This is a genomic window from Herbaspirillum sp. GW821-FHT09A12, from assembly GCF_059418325.1.
This window is the reverse complement of record NZ_JBWKPR010000014.1, coordinates 55,768-74,044: the sequence shown is the minus strand read 5'-3', so window position 1 is coordinate 74,044 and position 18,277 is coordinate 55,768. Positions and strand designations below refer to the sequence as shown.

General features: G+C 56.7%; 22 protein-coding genes. 8 read left to right on the top strand and 14 right to left on the bottom strand.

All coding sequences use genetic code 11. The annotated features are described in order from the left end of the window. Positions 1 to 5: 5 nt before the first annotated feature. Positions 6 to 1,364 (bottom strand): hypothetical protein, encoded by a 1,359-nt coding sequence (locus tag AC07N6_RS21455; RefSeq protein WP_494783735.1) that lies wholly within the window; start codon positions 1,362 to 1,364, stop codon positions 6 to 8. A 150-nt stretch (positions 1,365 to 1,514) separates the two neighbouring features. On the opposite strand from AC07N6_RS21455, the gene pilM reads away from it, so the two are divergent. Then, positions 1,515 to 1,958, top strand: a complete 444-nt coding sequence (pilM, locus tag AC07N6_RS21450; RefSeq protein ID WP_494783736.1) for a type IV pilus biogenesis protein PilM — start codon at positions 1,515 to 1,517, stop codon at positions 1,956 to 1,958. Between the two features lie 83 nt (positions 1,959 to 2,041). On the opposite strand, the gene AC07N6_RS21445 is transcribed toward pilM, so the two are convergent. From AC07N6_RS21445 to AC07N6_RS21415, 7 genes are all read right to left on the bottom strand, one after another. After that, positions 2,042 to 2,344, bottom strand: coding sequence for a hypothetical protein (locus AC07N6_RS21445; RefSeq protein ID WP_494783737.1), 303 nt, complete (start codon positions 2,342 to 2,344; stop codon positions 2,042 to 2,044). 2 nt (positions 2,345 to 2,346) lie between these two features. After that, a complete protein-coding gene (locus AC07N6_RS21440) occupies positions 2,347 to 3,276 on the bottom strand; it encodes a M23 family metallopeptidase (RefSeq protein ID WP_494783738.1) in 930 nt (309 codons plus the stop codon). A 3-nt stretch (positions 3,277 to 3,279) separates the two neighbouring features. Next, positions 3,280 to 3,897 carry a hypothetical protein gene (locus tag AC07N6_RS21435; RefSeq protein ID WP_494783739.1) on the bottom strand — a complete coding sequence of 206 codons (618 nt, stop codon included), beginning with the start codon at positions 3,895 to 3,897 and terminating at the stop codon, positions 3,280 to 3,282. Next, on the bottom strand, positions 3,894 to 4,619 hold the full coding sequence (locus tag AC07N6_RS21430; RefSeq protein WP_494783740.1) for a hypothetical protein: 726 nt from the start codon (positions 4,617 to 4,619) through the stop codon (positions 3,894 to 3,896). Before AC07N6_RS21430 ends, AC07N6_RS21435 begins: the two co-directional genes overlap by 4 nt. Before the next feature lie 104 nt (positions 4,620 to 4,723). Beyond that, complete coding sequence (locus AC07N6_RS21425) at positions 4,724 to 5,848, bottom strand: conjugal transfer protein TraW family protein (RefSeq protein WP_494783741.1); 1,125 nt, start codon at positions 5,846 to 5,848, stop codon at positions 4,724 to 4,726. Between the two features lie 10 nt (positions 5,849 to 5,858). Then, entirely contained in the window at positions 5,859 to 6,368 is a 510-nt protein-coding gene (locus tag AC07N6_RS21420; protein ID WP_494783742.1) for a hypothetical protein, read from the bottom strand. Beyond that, positions 6,358 to 6,855: a type IVB secretion system protein IcmW gene (locus tag AC07N6_RS21415; protein WP_494783743.1), complete on the bottom strand. Its 498-nt coding sequence runs from the start codon at positions 6,853 to 6,855 to the stop codon at positions 6,358 to 6,360. Before AC07N6_RS21415 ends, AC07N6_RS21420 begins: the two co-directional genes overlap by 11 nt. Before the next feature lie 79 nt (positions 6,856 to 6,934). Here AC07N6_RS21415 and AC07N6_RS21410 point away from each other — a divergent pair, with 79 nt between their 5' ends. Beyond that, positions 6,935 to 7,183 carry a hypothetical protein gene (locus AC07N6_RS21410; protein WP_494783744.1) on the top strand — a complete coding sequence of 83 codons (249 nt, stop codon included), beginning with the start codon at positions 6,935 to 6,937 and terminating at the stop codon, positions 7,181 to 7,183. Positions 7,184 to 7,195: 12 nt separating this feature from the next. Next, positions 7,196 to 9,436, top strand: coding sequence for a DotA/TraY family protein (locus tag AC07N6_RS21405; RefSeq protein ID WP_494783745.1), 2,241 nt, complete (start codon positions 7,196 to 7,198; stop codon positions 9,434 to 9,436). 97 nt (positions 9,437 to 9,533) lie between these two features. Here AC07N6_RS21405 and ltrA read toward each other — a convergent pair whose 3' ends face one another. The 3 genes from ltrA to AC07N6_RS21390 all read right to left on the bottom strand — a co-directional run bounded on the left by ltrA (position 9,534) and on the right by AC07N6_RS21390 (position 12,106). Next, positions 9,534 to 10,886: a group II intron reverse transcriptase/maturase gene (gene ltrA / locus AC07N6_RS21400; protein ID WP_494783746.1), complete on the bottom strand. Its 1,353-nt coding sequence runs from the start codon at positions 10,884 to 10,886 to the stop codon at positions 9,534 to 9,536. A gap of 435 nt (positions 10,887 to 11,321) precedes the next feature. Continuing rightward, positions 11,322 to 11,639, bottom strand: a complete 318-nt coding sequence (locus AC07N6_RS21395) for a hypothetical protein (protein WP_494783747.1) — start codon at positions 11,637 to 11,639, stop codon at positions 11,322 to 11,324. A 119-nt stretch (positions 11,640 to 11,758) separates the two neighbouring features. Beyond that, a complete protein-coding gene (locus tag AC07N6_RS21390; RefSeq protein WP_494783748.1) occupies positions 11,759 to 12,106 on the bottom strand; it encodes a hypothetical protein in 348 nt (115 codons plus the stop codon). Positions 12,107 to 12,254: 148 nt separating this feature from the next. Here AC07N6_RS21390 and AC07N6_RS21385 point away from each other — a divergent pair, with 148 nt between their 5' ends. From AC07N6_RS21385 to AC07N6_RS21365, 5 genes are all read left to right on the top strand, one after another. Beyond that, positions 12,255 to 12,518: a helix-turn-helix domain-containing protein gene (locus AC07N6_RS21385; protein WP_494783749.1), complete on the top strand. Its 264-nt coding sequence runs from the start codon at positions 12,255 to 12,257 to the stop codon at positions 12,516 to 12,518. Between the two features lie 112 nt (positions 12,519 to 12,630). Further along, the gene (locus AC07N6_RS21380; RefSeq protein ID WP_494783750.1) at positions 12,631 to 12,906 is read left to right on the top strand and encodes a helix-turn-helix domain-containing protein; all 276 of its coding nucleotides are present in this window, start codon (positions 12,631 to 12,633) and stop codon (positions 12,904 to 12,906) included. After that, positions 12,875 to 14,029 (top strand): site-specific integrase, encoded by a 1,155-nt coding sequence (locus tag AC07N6_RS21375; RefSeq protein WP_494783751.1) that lies wholly within the window; start codon positions 12,875 to 12,877, stop codon positions 14,027 to 14,029. The genes AC07N6_RS21380 and AC07N6_RS21375 overlap by 32 nt, the downstream gene beginning before the upstream one ends. 277 nt (positions 14,030 to 14,306) lie before the next feature. After that, positions 14,307 to 14,540 (top strand): hypothetical protein, encoded by a 234-nt coding sequence (locus AC07N6_RS21370; protein WP_494786280.1) that lies wholly within the window; start codon positions 14,307 to 14,309, stop codon positions 14,538 to 14,540. A gap of 381 nt (positions 14,541 to 14,921) precedes the next feature. Beyond that, the gene (locus AC07N6_RS21365) at positions 14,922 to 15,185 is read left to right on the top strand and encodes a hypothetical protein (RefSeq protein WP_494783861.1); all 264 of its coding nucleotides are present in this window, start codon (positions 14,922 to 14,924) and stop codon (positions 15,183 to 15,185) included. Positions 15,186 to 15,366: 181 nt separating this feature from the next. Here the strand turns inward: AC07N6_RS21365 and pilV are convergent, their stop codons facing one another. Genes pilV through AC07N6_RS21350 form a run of 3 tightly spaced genes read right to left on the bottom strand, consistent with a single transcriptional unit; the run spans position 15,367 to position 18,277 of the window. Continuing rightward, positions 15,367 to 16,734, bottom strand: a complete 1,368-nt coding sequence (gene pilV, locus AC07N6_RS21360; protein ID WP_494786279.1) for a shufflon system plasmid conjugative transfer pilus tip adhesin PilV — start codon at positions 16,732 to 16,734, stop codon at positions 15,367 to 15,369. Further along, a complete protein-coding gene (locus AC07N6_RS21355) occupies positions 16,731 to 17,693 on the bottom strand; it encodes an ATPase, T2SS/T4P/T4SS family (protein ID WP_494783592.1) in 963 nt (320 codons plus the stop codon). Before AC07N6_RS21355 ends, pilV begins: the two co-directional genes overlap by 4 nt. Before the next feature lie 20 nt (positions 17,694 to 17,713). Further along, entirely contained in the window at positions 17,714 to 18,277 is a 564-nt protein-coding gene (locus AC07N6_RS21350) for a type 4 pilus major pilin (protein WP_494783593.1), read from the bottom strand.

Below are 18,277 nucleotides of genomic sequence, written 5' to 3'. Positions count from 1 at the left end.
GAACGTTATTGATGGGCGAAACGGCGCATGATGTTGTTTGCGATCTCAGCCACGCGATCGGCGACCTGCTGCGCGATTTCCTGAAGGTTCTCGATGACACCATCCTCCTTCTTCGAGAAAAAACCCTCGGTGAATTCAGAGACCTTCTGCAGGTTCCGGTCGAGCAGGTCCGAGAAATCCACGTCCAGATCCACGCCGGACTTGGCGTAGCGTGTCGCTTTCTCGCTGAAATCCGCCAAGGCCGCTTGGAGCTTGGTGAAATCGGCGGCAAAGCCAGGCTTTGCCATGAGCTTCTCAAAGCGCTCCAGAATGCCGGAATGCTCGCCGTTGATCATGTTGGAGAAGATCTCCTTCGCTGGCCGGCCGGTGAGGCGCATCTCGTCGATCAACGCACCCATTCCTGCTTTTTTCAACGACGCAGTGAGGGCACCGATCTCCGTGGTCTTCGCGTCCAGCTGCTGGCCAAGAATGGCGTGGCCGTTGATCTTGCTCTTGACGTAGAACGATTTTGCCTGCTGGCCCGCCGAGCGGAGGGAATTCAGCACCAGGCTGCCGGCAGCGAAGGGGGCAGACAGCATCTTCGACAGCAAGTCACTTCCACCAGCCACGGCGGTGCCTGCAGCTGCCTGCTGCTGTTCGGCTTGTTGTGGCGTCGACTCCGGCGCTTGAGGGGTAGGCTCAGCGCGCTTGGCCCATTCCGGTTTGCGAAAACCATCGGAGAACGGCTCTCGCGGTATCTCCCGAGCGTCCACATCGATGGTGTTGGGATCCAGCGTATTGAGAAATGGAGACACACCGGCTCCGGCGGAGGCTACGCCCGCCATCGCTGGACCGGCGGAAAACTGGTGCGTCCGCTCATGCTCCGGGGCAGACGAAGCCGAAGCGCCGTGTGACTGCGCGTAGCCGCGGTGCTGCCCGTTGGCGGCCTGGCCCTGTGCCGCCAGCGCCTTGAACTCCTCCCCGTATCGGCCCATGGCTTCCGCGAGCGACTTGCCGGCGGGGGCAAATTGCCCCCACATAGATTCGACCTCCTTCGTATAGCCGGCCTTCACTGCACGCAGAATGTGCGCCTCGATGATCGTCCATTCGACGCGGCCAGCTGCGCGGCGCGTTGCGTCATCCGCATTGCTGTGTTCCCAGTCGTGCGCTTGCAAGAGGTCTTGCAACTCGGCCAGTTCCGGCGGGAGGGCCTTTTTAACCAGGCGTATCGGCGTAGCCCCCTTTGCGGACGCTTGCCCAGCGTGTGCTGTGGCAGCAGCTGTGGCGGCAGCGTGATCTTCGGGCGGGAGGTGGTCCATACCATCCGGATCGGAGTGATCGTCGGTTGCACCGTTCTCGCCCTGCAGCTTCTTCAGTAAGCCCATCTCCAGCTCCTCGTAGACGTTTTAAAGTTGACTTTCGTTAGTTTATCTTATTTATCTTTCTTGATGTTGCTCTACGTGGTAGCCTTTTGAGAATGCCCGTGACACCTGCACTTTTCGGCGAAATCTGACTAAAGTTACTGAAACTGCAACATGCCCATCATCCCTCTTCTCGTGGCCGTCATGATCTTGGTGACCTCTCTCATGGCCCAATCCAACCGCGCCTCCGAAACGGCCTCCGACCGAAATGAAGCGGCTGCGATCAACGGGAACATGAGGGTCTACCGCAATGCAGTGGTCTCCTACGCGGCCAACAATCCAACGGCCAGCGGGACCGTATCGGACTCGGCACTCGGTCTGCCAAGCTGGTTTAACCACATGCCTGCTGTTAGCAATGTCGTCGTTGGCGGCAAAGGCTATGTCTTCTATTCGTCCGCCACCCCCGGCCTGGCCTACGAAATCACTAAGGCTACGAATAATTCGATCCTTGTTGGCATCAACCGTGGAGGCATGCTTATCAATCCACTGTCAGGCAACTCAGGCATTGCCCTCCCAGCTGGCATCCCCGAAGGAAGCGTCGTCTACGCCGCAGGATAAAAAAAGCCCCGACCGTGGGGCGCGGCCGGGGCAAAAGTCACCTGCTGATAGAGCGCAAGTAACGTGACACTGGTACAGGCAATTCACTTCCCGGCTGTCGTGCCACCTTCCGTCACAACGGCGGGCGTGCCGATATAGGTGAGATACAAGGTCAAGGCGCCATCTGCCCCTGTCGACACACATGTCGACAGCGACACTCCGATCACCGCGTTTGCCTTCTCTGGCGCAAATCCGGCAAACTGATCCAGCGCCGCCTGCGCGGCAGCTTTTTCGTCAGCCTTGCGTCCCAGCTTCACCGACGAAGTGAGCTGGATCATGTCGAAGAGGTGGTCGACTCGGAAGCCGACCGGCGGCTCCGCCACAGTAAATAAAGTCGGCAGAGCCATTGCTAATTCGCTTTTGCCGCAGCTTCACGCTGCCGGTCCAGGCGTAACTCCATTTCCTGGCGATTTTGTCGGGCAAGCCTTGTCGCAAACATAGCTTCCACGCGGTCCTTAATCTGCCGCACATGCAGATTCATGTAGGCCTCCAGCGCTTTCATGTGGAGGTACTCAATCACCAGCGGCACCGTCGAGCGCTCCGCCTGGTCTTTGTACCAATCAGGGTTAGCAAAACGCTTAGCGACCTCTGCCGAGAAAATCTCGGAGGTGGACATGTCGTCAAACTGTTCCACTTTGGGAGCAGGTGGAGGAATTTGATCACCTGGTGCAGCTGTAACTGGAGATCCAGTTGAGGGCGATGACGGCGCGCCTGGTGCGGTGCCCGCCGGCGGTGCAGAGCTTCCGCCATCGCACTGGCCGCCGTCTGGATTGCATGCTTTGATCGGAAATCCATCCACCATGTCCGCGCCTTGCTTGCGGCTCACACCGCCACACAGAAGAGGTTCTGGGTTGACATCACCGCCTCCCTTTCGGTAGACCTCGAAGTGCAAGTGTGGCGCAGCCGATGCATGTCCAGTATTTCCTGACAAAGCAATTTGCTGACCGGCGCTCACACGCGCCCCCGGATCGACCGTCGCTCTAGTCAAGTGGAGATAGCGCGTCACCGTGCCATCGTCACCGATGATCCTGAGCTCGTTACCACCGCTGGAAGAGCTAGACACCTGAATCACACCATTTTGGGCGGCCACCAGTGGCGTGCTCATCGACGCACGAAAGTCCGCGCCTCGGTGCAAACGCCAGCGTTTAAAGACCGGGTGGTATCGCCAGCCATACAGACTGGTGATAGTGTTCGACGGGGATGGGATCGTCAGGCAGGCCATCGCGTCGGGCGCAAGGATGGCCAGGCCCAGCGAAACCGCTAGAAATAGCTTCTTCATGGCCTACTTAACCGCACGCGCGCTGTTGATGATCTTTTCCTCTGTCGGCGTGACGCGCAACTGCTTCAGTGCAATTTCGCCGGCACGAACCGCCACGTCGTCGTGGTAGATCTCGCCGATCACACGCAGCTGCGCCGCGAGCTGAAGGGCTGGACGGACCGACTTGAGCAGAGCCTGTGCCTTCTTGGTCCGCTCTGCGAATTCAGCGAGTTCGTCGCCTTCGTCTTCGTCACCAGACAACATGGCGTCGACAAAGTCGGCCATGCCCCGACCTGCGGCGCTGGTTCGGAATGCCGGCTGCTGACGCGCAATCGCCACAACCGTACCGCCGGCGATGGGGTGACCATTCATCAGCAGCGTCGCTGCCTGGTAGAACAGCGTCTTCAGGTACGCATCCTTCTCTGTCGCAATGCGACCGGCCGCGTACTGTTGAACCAGCATCTGATCCATTTGAGTGACAGCTTGCCGCTCATTAATCTTGAATTGGTACGTCGACGCCGCCTGTCTGAAGACGGAGGAATAATCAACTGCTGGCGCTGCCTTTGATTCCGCCGGCGCAGCCTGTACCTGGCAGCAGATCGCGAGAAGCACTATGCAGACGAGTCGATAGAGGCTATTCATTGCTGATGCTTCCTTGTCCGATGTGCGATAGCGGCATTGAAGCTGTGAGCAGCCAGAGAGAGCGCAGCCTGGTCAGCCAGCATGCGTGCATCCAGTGCTTTGTCCTGCGGCGTCATGCTTTTCTGCACCGCGCGTACCGTTGGAATGGGATTGACGACGTGTTGAACGAATGCGATAGCAGCGTCTCGCTCCTCATCCGAGAGCGTTTCGTACTGCCCTTCACCAGGGGTCATGATGGTGTTGATCGTTAAGTCTGCGTTTTGCATTGTGGGGGACGCAGCGCTTTCACACCTACCCGTTGCCACATCACCTGCAGAACAGTAGGGCTTATGTCTAGCCCAGATAATGCTCATGTCAGTCGCCTTACTGGAATACAGGGAATTTGCGAACGTCGCATCAGCAGAAGCAATCTTTTGGCGAACCACATTGCGTTGTTCAGACAACAAAAGCGAGTTAGTTACAGTTACAGCTAGTCCCGCAGGCGGGACTGCATTTTCCGCAGCCTCAGCAACCCGGCTCTGAGTATAAAGTTGTGAAGCCGCAGCGATAGAACCTTGGCGAATCGTCTTTTGCGAGACACCTAACTTGGCCTGTTCGCCTGTCACACGGCTGAAATTAGCGTCTAAGGACATCGACAGAAGCTGTAATCGCAGTAGCAAAACGGAAGCAGATGCTGTAATGCTGGTCACGACGGTTTGACCCGCCGTCACAAAGGCCGCCATACCGACCGCTCCCCATGGATCACAGCACTCCCAGGCGGACGCCTTTCCCGGATAACCCAGACACAGCAAGAGCGCGAGCAGATGAGTTCGAAATAGTCTGCCCATTATTGCCCCGCTTTAGCTGCGATCGATCTCGCCTGTGTGAGTCGAGAGTCAGCATCTCGTTTGACATCCATGGCGAGCTGCGTAGCAAGCATCATTTCCATGCGTTCTTGCTGCTTGAAAGCCTTGAGATCCATCCACAATCTCAGCGCCTGCATTTTGTTCAATTCGCGCACAAGATTTTCTAGAGAAAAACCAGCGATCATGGAGTACCACGTTGGAGACTCAAAACGGCCGCGGACTTGGCTTTCCATCAGGTCTAACTCTGAAACATCCGCCTTATTGAGCATTGCGGCTGTGCCTAGACCTTGGATTGGCGTACGAATAGCAATCGCATTGTTCAAAGCATTGGTTGCTACAGATGCTCTTGCCTGTTCAATGTATTGGCCTGCTACAAACGCCTTTCCCTGAGCGGTTTTTTCCCAATTTTTGGGGATATTTTGTGTAGGGATTGGATTCGTCAAATTGTTGACCAAGGATTGAGCAGCTTCCAATTGACCCGACGAATAACTAGTTGAGTTCAGCATAGCGTCAGCTCTCACGTCAGCATTTTGCATTACAGGATCTGCCGCAGATGAGCACCGACCAAGCTGCACGTCTTGAGGCGAACAGTATTTGCTGGTGTGATCATCGTAAAGTTTGGAGATTGCCGCCGTGGTATTTGGCGTGAACAGAGTGCGCTGAGCGCTATTGCGATTTAGGTCATTTAGATTTGCCTGGGTTTCTCCTGAGGCAAGTCCCCCGGCCGCCCCTCCTGCGGTTTCAAAGCAAACTCGGGGAGAAACCTCGAATTTCATAGCTGCGTCGGCGCGAGCTTTCTCCATATGCAGTTGAGATTGCGCCGCAATTGCACCCTGTTCGACTATCTTCTGCTGTGCTCCCTGCTTCGCAAGTTCTCCATTTAGCTTTGCGAACCCGCTTTCTATCGAATAATTCAGTCTTTCGATCCACCCCACTACAGCGGTGGTAGCCGCGCCTATGGCCGCGGCTACTGTACCTCCGGCAGTAATAGCACCAGCTGACGCGATAGCGCCATCACCGCAGCAAGCGTTTGCCGATGGGGCATTTACGAACATCACTGCTACCAAAAGTATGAATGCAGCGAGAGTTTTTCGTATCGATTTCATGATCACCAAGTCAGAATTTGTTAAAAATCTTGTCCACGCCCTTGTCCACCGAATTCTGGATCGTTGCACCACCATCACCTTTGACGCTACCGGTAACGCCGACCCCATTGCCACCGCCGGTGGTAGTGCTGGTACCAACTGACACACCAGGAATCTGTGATGCTTGGCTGTTAACTGACTGGACCGCATCATTGACTGCCTTGTCGAATTGACCGCGTGCTGCTGCGCAGGCTCGCGCCAATGCCTTCTTCGCCACCGCGATTACCGCATCCCATGGGCTTGGTATGCCCAGTTGGAAATTCATAACAAAGTCAAGACAATCTGTCGTTGCATCTTCAAAGACCTTTCCGGGATCTACCGCCGGTTTATACGTTTCTATGTATTTAGTCTGCGCGTTCAGTGCTGCCTTTTTCACGTCGTCGCAGTACGCCTGGACCGATTGAGCATCCAGCGCATAGACGAGGTTGTGATGAGCCAGCGCGACGACAAGGGCGATGAGCGCAGCATATTTACGTTGCATGGCTTTCTCTTTCTTCACGATACAGTTGAATCGCTCGAACGATGCTGTCGAGCGTCTCTGGAGCCAGCAGTCGCTGGAAGTAGGGGGTGTTTTGGATGACATGGAGACGCTGCAGCATCGTGCCCGCAAGAAGCGGATCCGCGATATTTGAGAAGACGCCAAGGCCATTCTGCGCAAGCAGAGCTTGCAGCGTCCTTGACCCCATGCCGTCGTGGGTCTCGTCCATCCACTGAATGACGCGGAACGCCTTGCTACTGCTGATGTAAACGAGGAAGAACAGCAGCTGATTCTTGTCGGCATCGGCCAGGCGCGCCGTCGCCGCAGGATCCGACAACGTCAGTCCAAAGCTGGCCAAACGGTCAGCGATATCCGGATTGTTATCAAGAACCCAGTCCTCGGTCTTCTCGATACGCTCAAACAGCTCAGCAAGCTCCGGATTGAGCTTGTGCCAATGCTCTTTCACCGATTCCGTTGAGAGGCTAAGCATAATATGATGCTGACTTTCATTATGTTATATTCCTCAAGTATTGTGCATATTTAATTGCAGGTCAATAGCGGGAAATAACATGTTGAAGATCGTTCGTCAGCTGCGACAGGGGATTTCAGGCGCAGATAAGACAGCAAACGTGGTGATAGATAAGTCGGCGGAAGTTGCTGATTCAGCATCTTCGGGTGCGCCGCAAATCGCGCCTCCGAGTTGGAAGGGGATGGCTGACAAGCTGGTTCAAAAGCTGAATGTGGCCGACGCCCAGCACGCCGATTTACACATGCCTGCATCTCCCGCCGCACCAGGTCAACCACGCAATCGGAGCTGAGGAGGCTCACCAATGAAGAAGTTCACACTCGCCCTGCTCATAGCCATCATAAGCATGCCGGCCTGGGCAGACACGGCCGGAGTCTCCCTGAATCAATTCACCCCGCCAGCCGGCGACACGTCGGTCGATTTTCTGCGTGAAGTGTTCGGCGATATCGTCGGTCTCATCTCATCAGGGGGCAAGGCTTCAGCCGCACCGACTGATACGGTGCTCGGATCCATGATGGCAATCTTCAATACAGCCGTGCTGTTTCTCGGCATGCTCTTCGTCGGCTACACGACCGTCAAGGGAACGGTCGACTCGGCGCACGACGGCGAGCTGCTCGGCAGGAAAATGTCATCGATCTGGATCCCCCTGCGCACGGTTGGTGGAACGGCGCTGCTTCTACCACTCAGCTCTGGCTTTTCGCTGATCCAGATCGGCATCCTATGGCTCGCCCTGCAGGGCGTCGGTATAGCCGACAAAATGTGGAACGCCGCGATCGAGCAAATGAGCCGGGACAACATGATCTCTCGCCCCATGATTCCAGACTCCAGGCCTCTGGCAGCAAACATTCTGCGATTCGAGGTCTGCGCCGCAGCGATGAATAAGCAATACACCGAGTCCGGGCGGTCAACGCGCATCGAGCCCGCAACATCGCAGCAGGTCATGATGAATTCTGGCGAGCTGCTCAACTACGACGTGTTCGATCTGGCCCCGCCGGTGGCCATGTACACGACGGCGAAGAACTTCTCGAATGCGACTTACAGCGTCACCAAGTACACCTGGAATGCTAACGACAACAGCTACATCAACAAGAACGTGTGCGGTGGCGTATCTTGGAAGCAGTCTTATGAGGCCTCCGAGGGAAACAGCAACACCAAGATCCTGAAGGAGCCAATTCTGGCTGCGCACGCCGCGGCGCTTCAGGCAATGATCAAGGAGCTGCAACCTGTCGCCAATCAAATCGTGACTGGTGACAAGCCCACCGCCGGCGCAATCGATACCGCCGCCAACAACTACGAAAACGCGCTACGCACGGCCGCCAAAAACGCAGTCAACCAGACGAACGATCGGGCGCGATCCGACTTTCTGGCTGCGGCCAAAGATGGCGGCTGGATCTACGCCGGTACCTGGTACAACCACATCGTGAAAATGAACGATGTGATGCAATCTACGCTGAATGGCCTTCCGACATCGGATCCTATCGCGATCAACGACAAGGAAACACAGGAGGTCCTCCAGACCTACAAAGACGCAATGGCAGTCGCCGACGAATACGCCAAGCATCGGTCCGACAGCGTGCGCCAGGTGTACTACACCGAAACCGACGTGCGACTGCCACAAGCCGGGGAAGGTGCTTGGGAGTATGTGCGCAAGCTGCTGTCAGCCCCCTTCATGGGCGGCATCAATCAAATGACGCAGGAGATTGCCGGCTCCAACCTGAATCACATGAGCCAGATGAAGTCATTCGGCGACACCATCGTAGGCATTGGTGAAGGATGTCTTGCGGCGATGGCCGGCGCGGCTGGCGTAGCCAACTCGGTCATCGCGAAGGGTACGGTCGGACTGGCTTTCGATGTCGGCTCGGTCCTGCAATTCCTGTCGGGCATCGCGACATTTCTGACGCTCGCGCTGTTCTTTTTCGGCGTGGTCCTGAGCACCTACATTCCGATGGTTCCATTCATCACTTGGATGACCTCCGTGGTCAACTGGTTTGTCCTGGTGCTGGAATCGGTGATCGCCGGCCCCTTGTTTGCTGTTGCCCACGTCCATCCGGATGGCGACGACGCGGTCGGCAAGGCGGGACCTGGCTGGATGATGATTCTGTCCTTGGTCATGCGTCCGAGCCTCATGCTGTTCGGCCTGATCGGATCCATGCTACTCACCCAACCGGTCACCGGCCTGATCAACGGTGGCTTCATGACCGTCGTCGCCGGCGTTCAGGCGGATTCAATGACTGGTATCGTGTCCTTCCTGGCCTTCATCGGCATCTACGCCACACTGATGACCACGGTGGTCCACATCGTGTTCTCGCTCATCCACTTCATCCCGGATAACATCATGCGTTGGCTGGGTCACGCCGCCGGCGGACTTCCTGGTGCCGAGCGTGCCGGCGACGAGAGTCATCAAATCATGGTGGGCGGTGTCAAGGAAGTGAAGCACGGCGCTGCGGGCGGTTTGGGCAGCTTGGGCAAGAAGCACGGTGAGGATATGCCGCCTCACTCGCCCTTCCCGAAGAAAACACCTTCCAACAAGGATCTTTTCGGCTGATGGAGGAGATCGGGATAGGGGCGGCTAGGAAGCTAGCCGATCCCCTCCCACACCACCCGGCATGCGGGTCCGCACCGGGCGGTTCGAGTAGTTGAGGTTAGCCGAGCCGGGGGACGCCAAGTCGGTCGAAGTAAGCAATAGGCATGGCTCGGTTCAGTCGCCGGTAGCTGTTGCGCCACCAGCGACGGTTGTTGGCCGCCACCTTGCGGGCATCGGCCTCCGAGGCGCCCAGCGCTCTCAACTCCCGGTACATTGTCGTCCCTCGACGCCAGTGTTTGAGCTGCAAGGCGCGCAACCGGTGTCTGATCCATTCGTCGAGCTCCCGGAACACCCGTGGCGTCTGCGCCAGTTGGAAGTAGGCCTTCCAACCCGGCACATACGCTCGCAATCGTTCCGCAACCTCGGACAGGCTCCGCCCGCACGAGCGGCGCGTCAGCTCCCGGATACGCTGTTTAAAGCTCTCCAGCGCCTTTCCGGCCACTGCGCATTTGATTCGGTCGTCCCGGCTTTTCCATAGGGCATAACCCAGGAACTTCCGACCGCTCGCCCGCGCCACGGCCGTCTTGGCTTCGTTGACCTTCAGCTGGAGCCGGCCGTAGAGCTTGCGTAGACCATCCAGCACCCGTACACCCGACCTCAGACTGCGTACGTACACGTTGCAGTCGTCGGCATAGCGCACGAACCGGTGTCCACGCTTCTCCAACGCCCGATCCACTTCGTCTAGCAGCACATTGGCCAACAGCGGCGACAGCGGCCCACCTTGTGGTGTGCCTTCGTATCGCTCGGTGACCACGCCGCCATCCATGATGCCAGCCTCCAGATAGCGGCGAACCAGCCGCAAAACGGCTTTGTCCACAATCCACCTCGATAGCCTGCTCATCAGAATGTCGTGATTGACCCGATCAAAGAACTTCTCCAAGTCCACATCCACTACCACACGGTAACCAGCCTGCACATGCCGCTGTGCCATCAGCACCGCGTCACCCGCACGCCGTCCCGGTCGGAATCCGTAACTGTGTTCGGAGAAGCTCGGATCAATGATGGGCTGCAGCACTTGCAGCAGGGCTTGCTGGATCAGTCGATCCGTCACCGTCGGTATCCCCAACTCACGTACCCCGCCTCCGGGTTTCGGAATCTGGACTCGCCTTACCAGTTCTGGCCGGTAGCTGCCATCCAGTAACGCTTCCCGTATCCGAGGCCAATACACCTTGAGATCTTCCGCCGTCTCTGCAATCGACTTTCCATCCACCCCAGCACTGCCGCGATTGGCTTTAACGCGTTTCCACGCCATCACCAGATTCGCTCTCGAGAGCGCCTGCGCAAGCAGACCTTCTCGCCCCGGACCTCCGGTGTCGTCGCGTACCGTCCGTGCTTCATCACGCAACGCTTCCGGCGCGGCTTCACCTCGCCCTCCCGCGTTACGCCCCGCTTGCGCAGGCTTCTGATGCATTGCACCTCCGAACACCACGGCCTTCGGCCCTCCTACTCGTTCGGCCCTTCGCCCTCATTCCCGCAGCTACTATGGCCTCTGCTGACTCCTCGCTCCGGATCAACTCCGTCGCCCTTTCAGGCATAAGGCGAGGCCTCCCCAGGTAAGAACGCACTCCTTCATCGCACAACCGCCGCATCTACGCCGCTTCACCTTGGTCACGAGAGTTTCACGGTTCTTTGCCCGCTCACCCTGCTCGGCAGCGCCTTCTATACGATTCTTGTTCATCGGCTCACGATTTACGCTCCACGCTTCCTCCCCACATTCGGTCGCCCTCATGCAGTTGCGCTTCACTTCATTCGCTGTGACCAGCTTAGGGCGGGACTTGCACCCGCAGGAGTGCGCCCATGCTGGGCGCACAAAGTAAAAACCCGGCTTCGGCCGGGTTTTTTGTTGCTATCTCTTCTCTTCTGGCGCGGCTGGCAGCTGCTGTATCTTCTTGCCAGCGCGCTTGTGCGCTTCTCTCATCGCGCGGCGGTACACCTCCGCGTTGCTCGGTGCATAGCCGACCGCGATCAGCTGGTGCATGAGCTTAAGATCGTCTCCGTTCGTGTCCACGCGCACAGGTTTTCCACCACCGCTCGCGAGCTTATCCAGGTGAGCGCCCTGCCGGCGCGAGCTGGTGTTGTCGTAGATATTCTTTTTCTTACCGCGGCTGGCACCCATCGCCGGTTCAGCAATGGCAGCCTGTTCTTGAGTGGTAATTTTCGTCATTCGAGCAGTTGGTCCCGTCCGAGTAGTTCTCTAGTTTAGGATTATAGCGTTTAATTAAACGGGGTCAAGGCAAAGAAAAAGCCGCCAGCTGGCGGCTTTAAGCTTGGCCTGGGGCACGTTCAGCGGCTCTTCCCGACCAGCTCACCCTTGACGACATCGAATTGATACCCCTTGGTGGCCAAGGTGTCTGCGATGTGACGGCGGCGCATCTGCTCGCGCAGGCCCTTATCGAGCAGCGGCGACGACGGGTCTTTTGCGCGCAGCGCCGCCAGCGCTGCTTCCAGCACGATGTCGGTCGCCTCTCGTGCAACGTCGCGGAACATCTGGTTCTCTTCAGCGGCGTGCAGCCGGCTCTCAAGTTCGGCGGCGTAGTTGCGCCAAGCCGGGATCGAATTCCCCGGCTGGTTACCTTGCCTGTTTTCCCAGAACTTGTTGACTGCCATCCCGCCAAGCAGATCGCTGGACATGACTCGCTCCTGTGTTTGTTACTTCCAATATATGGAAGACTAAGCCCTTCAACTGCCGATAGTCAATGAAATTCCGACAAAAGTCGGACGACAAATAGTCCCTGAGCGCTGACAATCTCACATTATTTTGTGGTATTGAGGCAATTATTTGACAAATAACCCTATCGCCAAAGCATTCGGCAGCGCTTTGAGACGACTTAGGAAAAAGCAAAAGCTCACGCAAAATGAGCTTGCCAACGCGTGTGGACTAGATCGCACGTACATCTCGATGCTGGAGCTCGGCCAGCGGTCGCCGACGCTCACATCGTGCGTCGAGATCGCGCAGGGAATGAATCTCCCCCTTTCCCAGTTGATCGATACGTTCGAAGAGGAACTGCAGGGCTCAGTTGCGTCCCAAAAGCCGAATATCTGAACTGGCAATCCCTTCGTGGTGCTAGCTAAGTCATTATGGCCTTATATGTGCGTATAAGCGACTGACTGTTGACTATAAGCACATTGAAAATACCTCCCTCTCAAGGGAGAGTATGAAGAAAAACCCACATGCAGCATTTATCTTAGGCCTTACGATTCGCGAGCTCCGCTTGGGGCGACGTATGAGCCAAGAAGATGTCGCGTTAGAGGCAGGAGTCGACCGCACATTTCTGACCCGCATTGAAAACGGCAAGATGTCGCCATCCTTCGATAGCATCCTAGCTATCTCGTCTGCACTCGGCATTTCACTGACTCAGCTTTCCCGCAAATTCGAAGACAACATGGGGAAGTCTAAGCATGAGAAAAGTCACACTGACCAAAGCACTTGAGCGCTACCGTCGCGAAGTATCCATCCTCAAACGAAGCTATGCTTCTGAAAAATTCAGACTAGAGCAATTGGCCAGGTCATCCCTCGGCGAGATGAACGTCGATGACATTACCAGCGTCGATATTGCTACCTATCGCGATGCACGCCTTGCGACAGTCAATGCGAAGACAGGCAAACTGCTTTCTACCTCCACTGTCCGATTAGAGATGTCTCTCCTGTCCAGTGTCTTCGACATCTGCAGGATCGAATGGGGATACTGCAAATCCAATCCCACCTCTAACGTCCGCAAACCAAAGGTTGCGCCTGCACGTATCCGCCGTCTCTCCGCGAGGGAAGAACGACTGATCATGCGCTATGCACATGCTCACCCCAATCCGGAGCTGCAGGTGATCGTGACAATCGCGATTGAGACTGCCATGCGCCAAGGAGAGATCCTTAAGTTGAGATGGGAAAACATCAATCTGCGCACGCGTATCGCGCACCTGCCTCAGACAAAGAACGGAACAGCGCGCGATGTACCTCTGAGCTTGCGAGCGCGCGATGCGCTGCTGCGTCTTGGCGTTCAGACGAAGGGAGCTGTCTTCAGCTACACCAGTGCCGGCATCAAGAGCACCTGGCGGTACATGACCACGGCGCTGGCGATCGAAGATCTTCACTTCCATGACCTACGCCACGAGGCGATATCACGACTCGCGGAGATGGGTTCGTTCGATTTGCTTGAGATCTCGGCAATTAGCGGCCACAAAAGCCTTTCCATGCTCAAGCGCTACACCCACCACCAGATCAGCAAACTGGTCAGGAAGATTGATGGGCCGGTCAACAGGCAACAACAGGCTCTCTCCCAGCTGCTTGTTCCTTACCCAGCAGCAGTCAAGCGAGAAGCCGAGGCATTTCTGGTGAGGATCTTAGATTTTGACAATCTCCAGGTTCGAGCGAGATCTGAGGAGGAAGCCGCGGCACTTGCAAGTGATGCGCTCCTTCGAAGACTGTGCACCTTGCGCATGCAGGGCAAAAAGCCCCCATTACCTGACCAGTATTTGGAGGACGTGTCTGATGAAGATCTCGTGATGGTGAATCCGGTATCGATCGAGGACGATGTGGCCGAAATTGCTGTTGCGACTTAATTTTTTGATGAGTCGCAAAGGAAGGTGGCATTTAGCGCCCGACCTCTTTGCCAACCAACAAGTGGCGGCGGATTTCTCTGGAAAAGTGGGATCCGCAATGGCGGCACATACGGCCTAACAGGAAAAGGTTGGTTGTTAGCTCCCCTGGGCCGGCATCAGTTCTGCGCCCTACAATCAGTGCAGAATGATTTTGCTGAGCAGTCAAATACTTGCAGTGTTAATGGAGCACCGGGGGGGGACTGGGTGCTTTCGCTCACTGCCGATCCATCAGTTCCTCATGACATTAGTTGTGCCGCTGGATGCCTGGATTGACCGCCTTGCCAATCCACTAGCAATGGCATTTCATGGACTCGACCAGGTGAACCAGTATTGTCGGGCACGATGTGTGGATGGCATGCAGGAGGATCGTATTGGCCGTGCCAAGGGTATGATCCTGCCACTTCGTGTCCGAATGGTTATTGGAGTTTTGGGTTCAACACAGGTAATGGTGTTATTACCAGGAGCTGCTTAAAACTCTAAAGATGTTTGGTCGCTGTAGCCACTTGCGGCAACTGACCACCTTGCCAATCCGATGGCAAATGGACGCGAGGCGCCTTAAGCAACAACTTGGTAGTGATTCAAAGTCCGGTATGGTCCCCGTGGTATGCGAAGAACTCTTCGACTTATCTTGCCGCGTCTAGTGTTGAGTGCCCTCAAGGGACGTCATTAATTTGGTCAGGTGGACAGTGTGACGGTTCCAATACTCCTTCAATCTGGGCGTCCCTGCCAGGGTACCTTGCGTGCTCGATGCCTAATAATGGCGCCCCCTCAGGTGGGCAAGGGGCTCTAGCGTTCGCTATTTGCTCTGGCAGATGACAAAGGAATATAGGCTTGCCAATCAAGTGGCGGCGGATTGCTCTGGAAAGCAAGCTCCGCCGGCATCAAAAACTACGCATGGTTCGACTGGTACAACGGCTACGGTACGTATGGGACCGGACTCTCTTACAACCAGTGGTTCTGCGCGATTAGCCACGTCGGCGGCAAGTGGGCAGGCGGCGGCGAGAATATTCAGGTCTATCGAGATGGGGGAAGCGGCACGTGGATCGTGTCAGGCACAAGTTCGTCCGACAATACTGGCGCATTTGCAAGTATTGGTTGTGTACAACTGGGAGGATAAATGCTCACCAGTGGTGATTCGGACTATCACATTCACACCGGACGCAGTCGCTTGGTCAGCGGCCGGGAGGTAATCCAGGAGCGAGAAATAGCCACTCGCCGGTATCCCCGCATAGAGCATTTTTACTTTCGATGAGGTACCGCGACAAGCTAAAGTGCCGCCACTTGATGGCAAAGCCTGATCAATGGTAGCTGATGATCGCAGCGCTACCGACGGCGTCATTGGTGTTGGTGTAGATGAAGCTGTAGCAGTGGTAGCCTGGCGATACTGTAGCGCGGAGTGCGCTCAGTCCATATTCGTGATCTGTCGCAGTGTCGAATCCCGATTGATCTTGCATGACTCCGTCAACGTATAACCGCACGCCTGGTCCGATCCCACCATTGGAAACTAACTCGGCGTAGAACGCGAGATTAACGGCTATAAATGCGGGTACGTAGCTGCCGGTGTCGAAGCATCCCCCAGCTGGAACGCCGATTCCGGCCATTTTCAACGCCGGACTGACGCGGTGCCATTTGCTATCGGATTGGCAAGAAAGTGGCAAACCAGCACTGTCGCGGCTTTGCCGCCCGATTTGGGGGCAAGCCGTGTTCTCTACGGCGATTCCGTCCAGCTGCAAATCTGTACCTGATGACAACAATCCATTGGATCGAACGGTGCCTGCCTGGACTTGACCACCGGTATAGACGTTTTTATCCGCGTAGCTCCGGATCCAGGAGGAATCGCTCATGTACCAGCCGCCATTCCATTTTTCGCTGTACCAGCCCCCGTCTCCCTTGGTCCTGAAATTGCCACCGGTATAGGTCTCGCCAGCGGCGGTAATGTTGCCGCCGGCGGTAATATTGCCGGTTGCGGTCACCGTCACCGCGTTGACGGTGCCAGCATTATTGAGATTGTTGCCATTCATATCGATAGCGGTGTTCATCCTGTTGAGCTCAGGATGTCCAGCCACGGCGTTTCGATAGAGGTAGTCGCTTACCAGCGCGCCGTCTTCAAAAAAGAGTGACGTGGCCAGGTGGCCGGCCCCGGGCGAAATGCCGTAAGAAGCCAGCGCCATTTGCCATCCGGCGTAGCTGCCGATCGCCATGGCCGGGTTCGTCGCCGAAACATAGCCGCCGCGGGCACCTTGCGACTGCGCAATCCGCCGCAGGCTCGACTCAGAGATCGTCTCCCCGCCGATGGTCAACACCAGGGTCTCCAGCTTGTTCGGCAGCGGCTGCAGTACGGCGATCGAGTAGCTCTGGCCGAATGGGCTCAGGTCCGTCGTGGACGTGGACAAGTACCCCGTCGACTTGAGCATCGGCACGGTGATGATCGCCGGTGAGGACGCGCTCGACGCCGCAGTCAGCGCGGCGTAGTTGTCTTTGATGTACTTGCCGCCGGCGTCGACGACGCGCTCGTTGTGATCGGCGGCGCTCTGATCGACCTGGCGGTCCGCATAGTCGTTAAGGTAGCTACCGGCCATGCCCATCGCGCTGACCGCGACGATCAGCACCACGATGGCTTCAAGGGCGGTGATACCGCGCTGTAAGCGACGAGAACGAAGTTTCATGACTTAAATGCTCCACTTGAATTCCCCCAGGCTGTTCGATTGGCCTGGTTGAGAACGTCCTGCGCCAATTTCACGATCTCGCCCTTCGCTACGCGAGTGCGAATAGCGGGATCGTCAAAGATGAGGGTCTTGAACACCAGCCGGCTTACGTTGCCAACCTTTTCGAGATCCTGCCAAATGACCGCGGCCAGGCCTTGCGCCAGGATCTCGTATGCGTTGGCCAGCTTTCCTGAACACATGGCGTGCAAGCGCTCAATCGCCTGTTCAACGCTTCCACCGTGCTGCGTCGCCACGATCAAGTTCCCATTGATGCCGGCCTTCACGACTTCGACGGCTGTGTCCTCATCCCGAATCTCACCGATCAGCATGAAGTTGACCCCAGAACGCATTCCTCGCGTCATGTGCTCCTTATAGCCGCCCGATTTTCTGGACGCCGGCACCTGAATGCATCGGCCTCCGCCGTGCACTCCATTCAGCAAGGTCTCCGGTGGATCCTCGATCGCCATCGCCACCCCGCCGTGCACCTCCAACCGCGATACTAGGAGAGACGCTGCCGTTGAAGTCTTGCCCGTTGCCATGTCACCGGCCACCAGGACAAGGCCGCTCAGCTCTTTGCTCAGCAGATGCCGCATCACCGCCGCCGAGAATCCTAGCGACGCAAACGGTCTCAACTGCGCCGAAGAGCGCCGGACAATGAAGACGCTTTCCGCGTTCACGTCGCTGTACTGCGTAATCCGAAAAACCGTCGCACCAATGGTCAATGCAAATTCTGGATCGCCATGACCTTGGTACATCTCAAGACATTTTTCGCGTAGTGCTGTAAATGCTGCCCTCAATTCTTCAGGGGCTGGGACGCGCGCCTCGTGCGTCCCAGCCAGACCTTTGATGTCGGAATAGTCCTTTCCAAGATAGAGATCAACGAATTCAACACCATTGATCTCCTGCAGCGCATCGCTCATGTGACAGCTACCCTTTTCCGTTAACGCAGGGTGGTATAGGTCACCGAGTTGGTCGGCGTGCTGGCGCAGTCCGTAGCGGCCTGGTCGGAGGTGTATTCGCCCGTTACCGGCGTGCCACTGTTCACGCGCACGCTGCCGAACGCGCCCCGGTTCACCTTCACCGCGAGCGTGATGCATGCATCTTGCGGCACGCTTCCATAAGAGATAGCAAAGGTGGGGCCGTTCGAGGTCACGTTCACGGTACCGCCCCACGTGTTGTAGATCTGGCCGCCGGTGACCGTCATGTTCGACGGGATACCTTTGGTTGCTATCAACTGAGACGTCAGATTTGTGTTGGCGGCCCCGTAGCCAGAGATAGTCTTCAGCTGCTTGGTATTCACGTTGAGCAAATTGATGTTGCTCGTCTCTTCCGCTACGTCGTTGCTCCCAAACAGGCGGTCGATGGCGGCGGCTGCAAGTCCCAATACCACAACGCCAACGATGATCACCACGATCGCCTCCAGCGCTGTGATACCACGCTGCTTCTGACGGGAATCGTGGTTAAAGAGAGAGGTCTGCTGCTGGGGCAAATTGATGTTTTCCAT

What these genes read in the sequence shown, in the direction of transcription:
- AC07N6_RS21455 (WP_494783735.1), bottom strand. Translation starts at nt 1,364, where the DNA reads ATGGGCTTACTGAAGAAGCTGCAGGGCGAGAACGGTGCAACCGACGAT.
- pilM (WP_494783736.1), top strand. Translation starts at nt 1,515, where the DNA reads ATGCCCATCATCCCTCTTCTCGTGGCCGTCATGATCTTGGTGACCTCT.
- AC07N6_RS21445 (WP_494783737.1), bottom strand. Translation starts at nt 2,344, where the DNA reads ATGGCTCTGCCGACTTTATTTACTGTGGCGGAGCCGCCGGTCGGCTTC.
- AC07N6_RS21440 (WP_494783738.1), bottom strand. Translation starts at nt 3,276, where the DNA reads ATGAAGAAGCTATTTCTAGCGGTTTCGCTGGGCCTGGCCATCCTTGCG.
- AC07N6_RS21435 (WP_494783739.1), bottom strand. Translation starts at nt 3,897, where the DNA reads ATGAATAGCCTCTATCGACTCGTCTGCATAGTGCTTCTCGCGATCTGC.
- AC07N6_RS21430 (WP_494783740.1), bottom strand. Translation starts at nt 4,619, where the DNA reads ATGGCGGCCTTTGTGACGGCGGGTCAAACCGTCGTGACCAGCATTACA.
- AC07N6_RS21425 (WP_494783741.1), bottom strand. Translation starts at nt 5,848, where the DNA reads ATGAAATCGATACGAAAAACTCTCGCTGCATTCATACTTTTGGTAGCA.
- AC07N6_RS21420 (WP_494783742.1), bottom strand. Translation starts at nt 6,368, where the DNA reads ATGCAACGTAAATATGCTGCGCTCATCGCCCTTGTCGTCGCGCTGGCT.
- AC07N6_RS21415 (WP_494783743.1), bottom strand. Translation starts at nt 6,855, where the DNA reads ATGCTTAGCCTCTCAACGGAATCGGTGAAAGAGCATTGGCACAAGCTC.
- AC07N6_RS21410 (WP_494783744.1), top strand. Translation starts at nt 6,935, where the DNA reads ATGTTGAAGATCGTTCGTCAGCTGCGACAGGGGATTTCAGGCGCAGAT.
- AC07N6_RS21405 (WP_494783745.1), top strand. Translation starts at nt 7,196, where the DNA reads ATGAAGAAGTTCACACTCGCCCTGCTCATAGCCATCATAAGCATGCCG.
- ltrA (WP_494783746.1), bottom strand. Translation starts at nt 10,886, where the DNA reads ATGCATCAGAAGCCTGCGCAAGCGGGGCGTAACGCGGGAGGGCGAGGT.
- AC07N6_RS21395 (WP_494783747.1), bottom strand. Translation starts at nt 11,639, where the DNA reads ATGACGAAAATTACCACTCAAGAACAGGCTGCCATTGCTGAACCGGCG.
- AC07N6_RS21390 (WP_494783748.1), bottom strand. Translation starts at nt 12,106, where the DNA reads ATGTCCAGCGATCTGCTTGGCGGGATGGCAGTCAACAAGTTCTGGGAA.
- AC07N6_RS21380 (WP_494783750.1), top strand. Translation starts at nt 12,631, where the DNA reads ATGAAGAAAAACCCACATGCAGCATTTATCTTAGGCCTTACGATTCGC.
- AC07N6_RS21375 (WP_494783751.1), top strand. Translation starts at nt 12,875, where the DNA reads ATGAGAAAAGTCACACTGACCAAAGCACTTGAGCGCTACCGTCGCGAA.
- AC07N6_RS21370 (WP_494786280.1), top strand. Translation starts at nt 14,307, where the DNA reads ATGACATTAGTTGTGCCGCTGGATGCCTGGATTGACCGCCTTGCCAAT.
- pilV (WP_494786279.1), bottom strand. Translation starts at nt 16,734, where the DNA reads ATGAAACTTCGTTCTCGTCGCTTACAGCGCGGTATCACCGCCCTTGAA.
- AC07N6_RS21355 (WP_494783592.1), bottom strand. Translation starts at nt 17,693, where the DNA reads ATGAGCGATGCGCTGCAGGAGATCAATGGTGTTGAATTCGTTGATCTC.
- AC07N6_RS21350 (WP_494783593.1), bottom strand. Translation starts at nt 18,277, where the DNA reads ATGGAAAACATCAATTTGCCCCAGCAGCAGACCTCTCTCTTTAACCAC.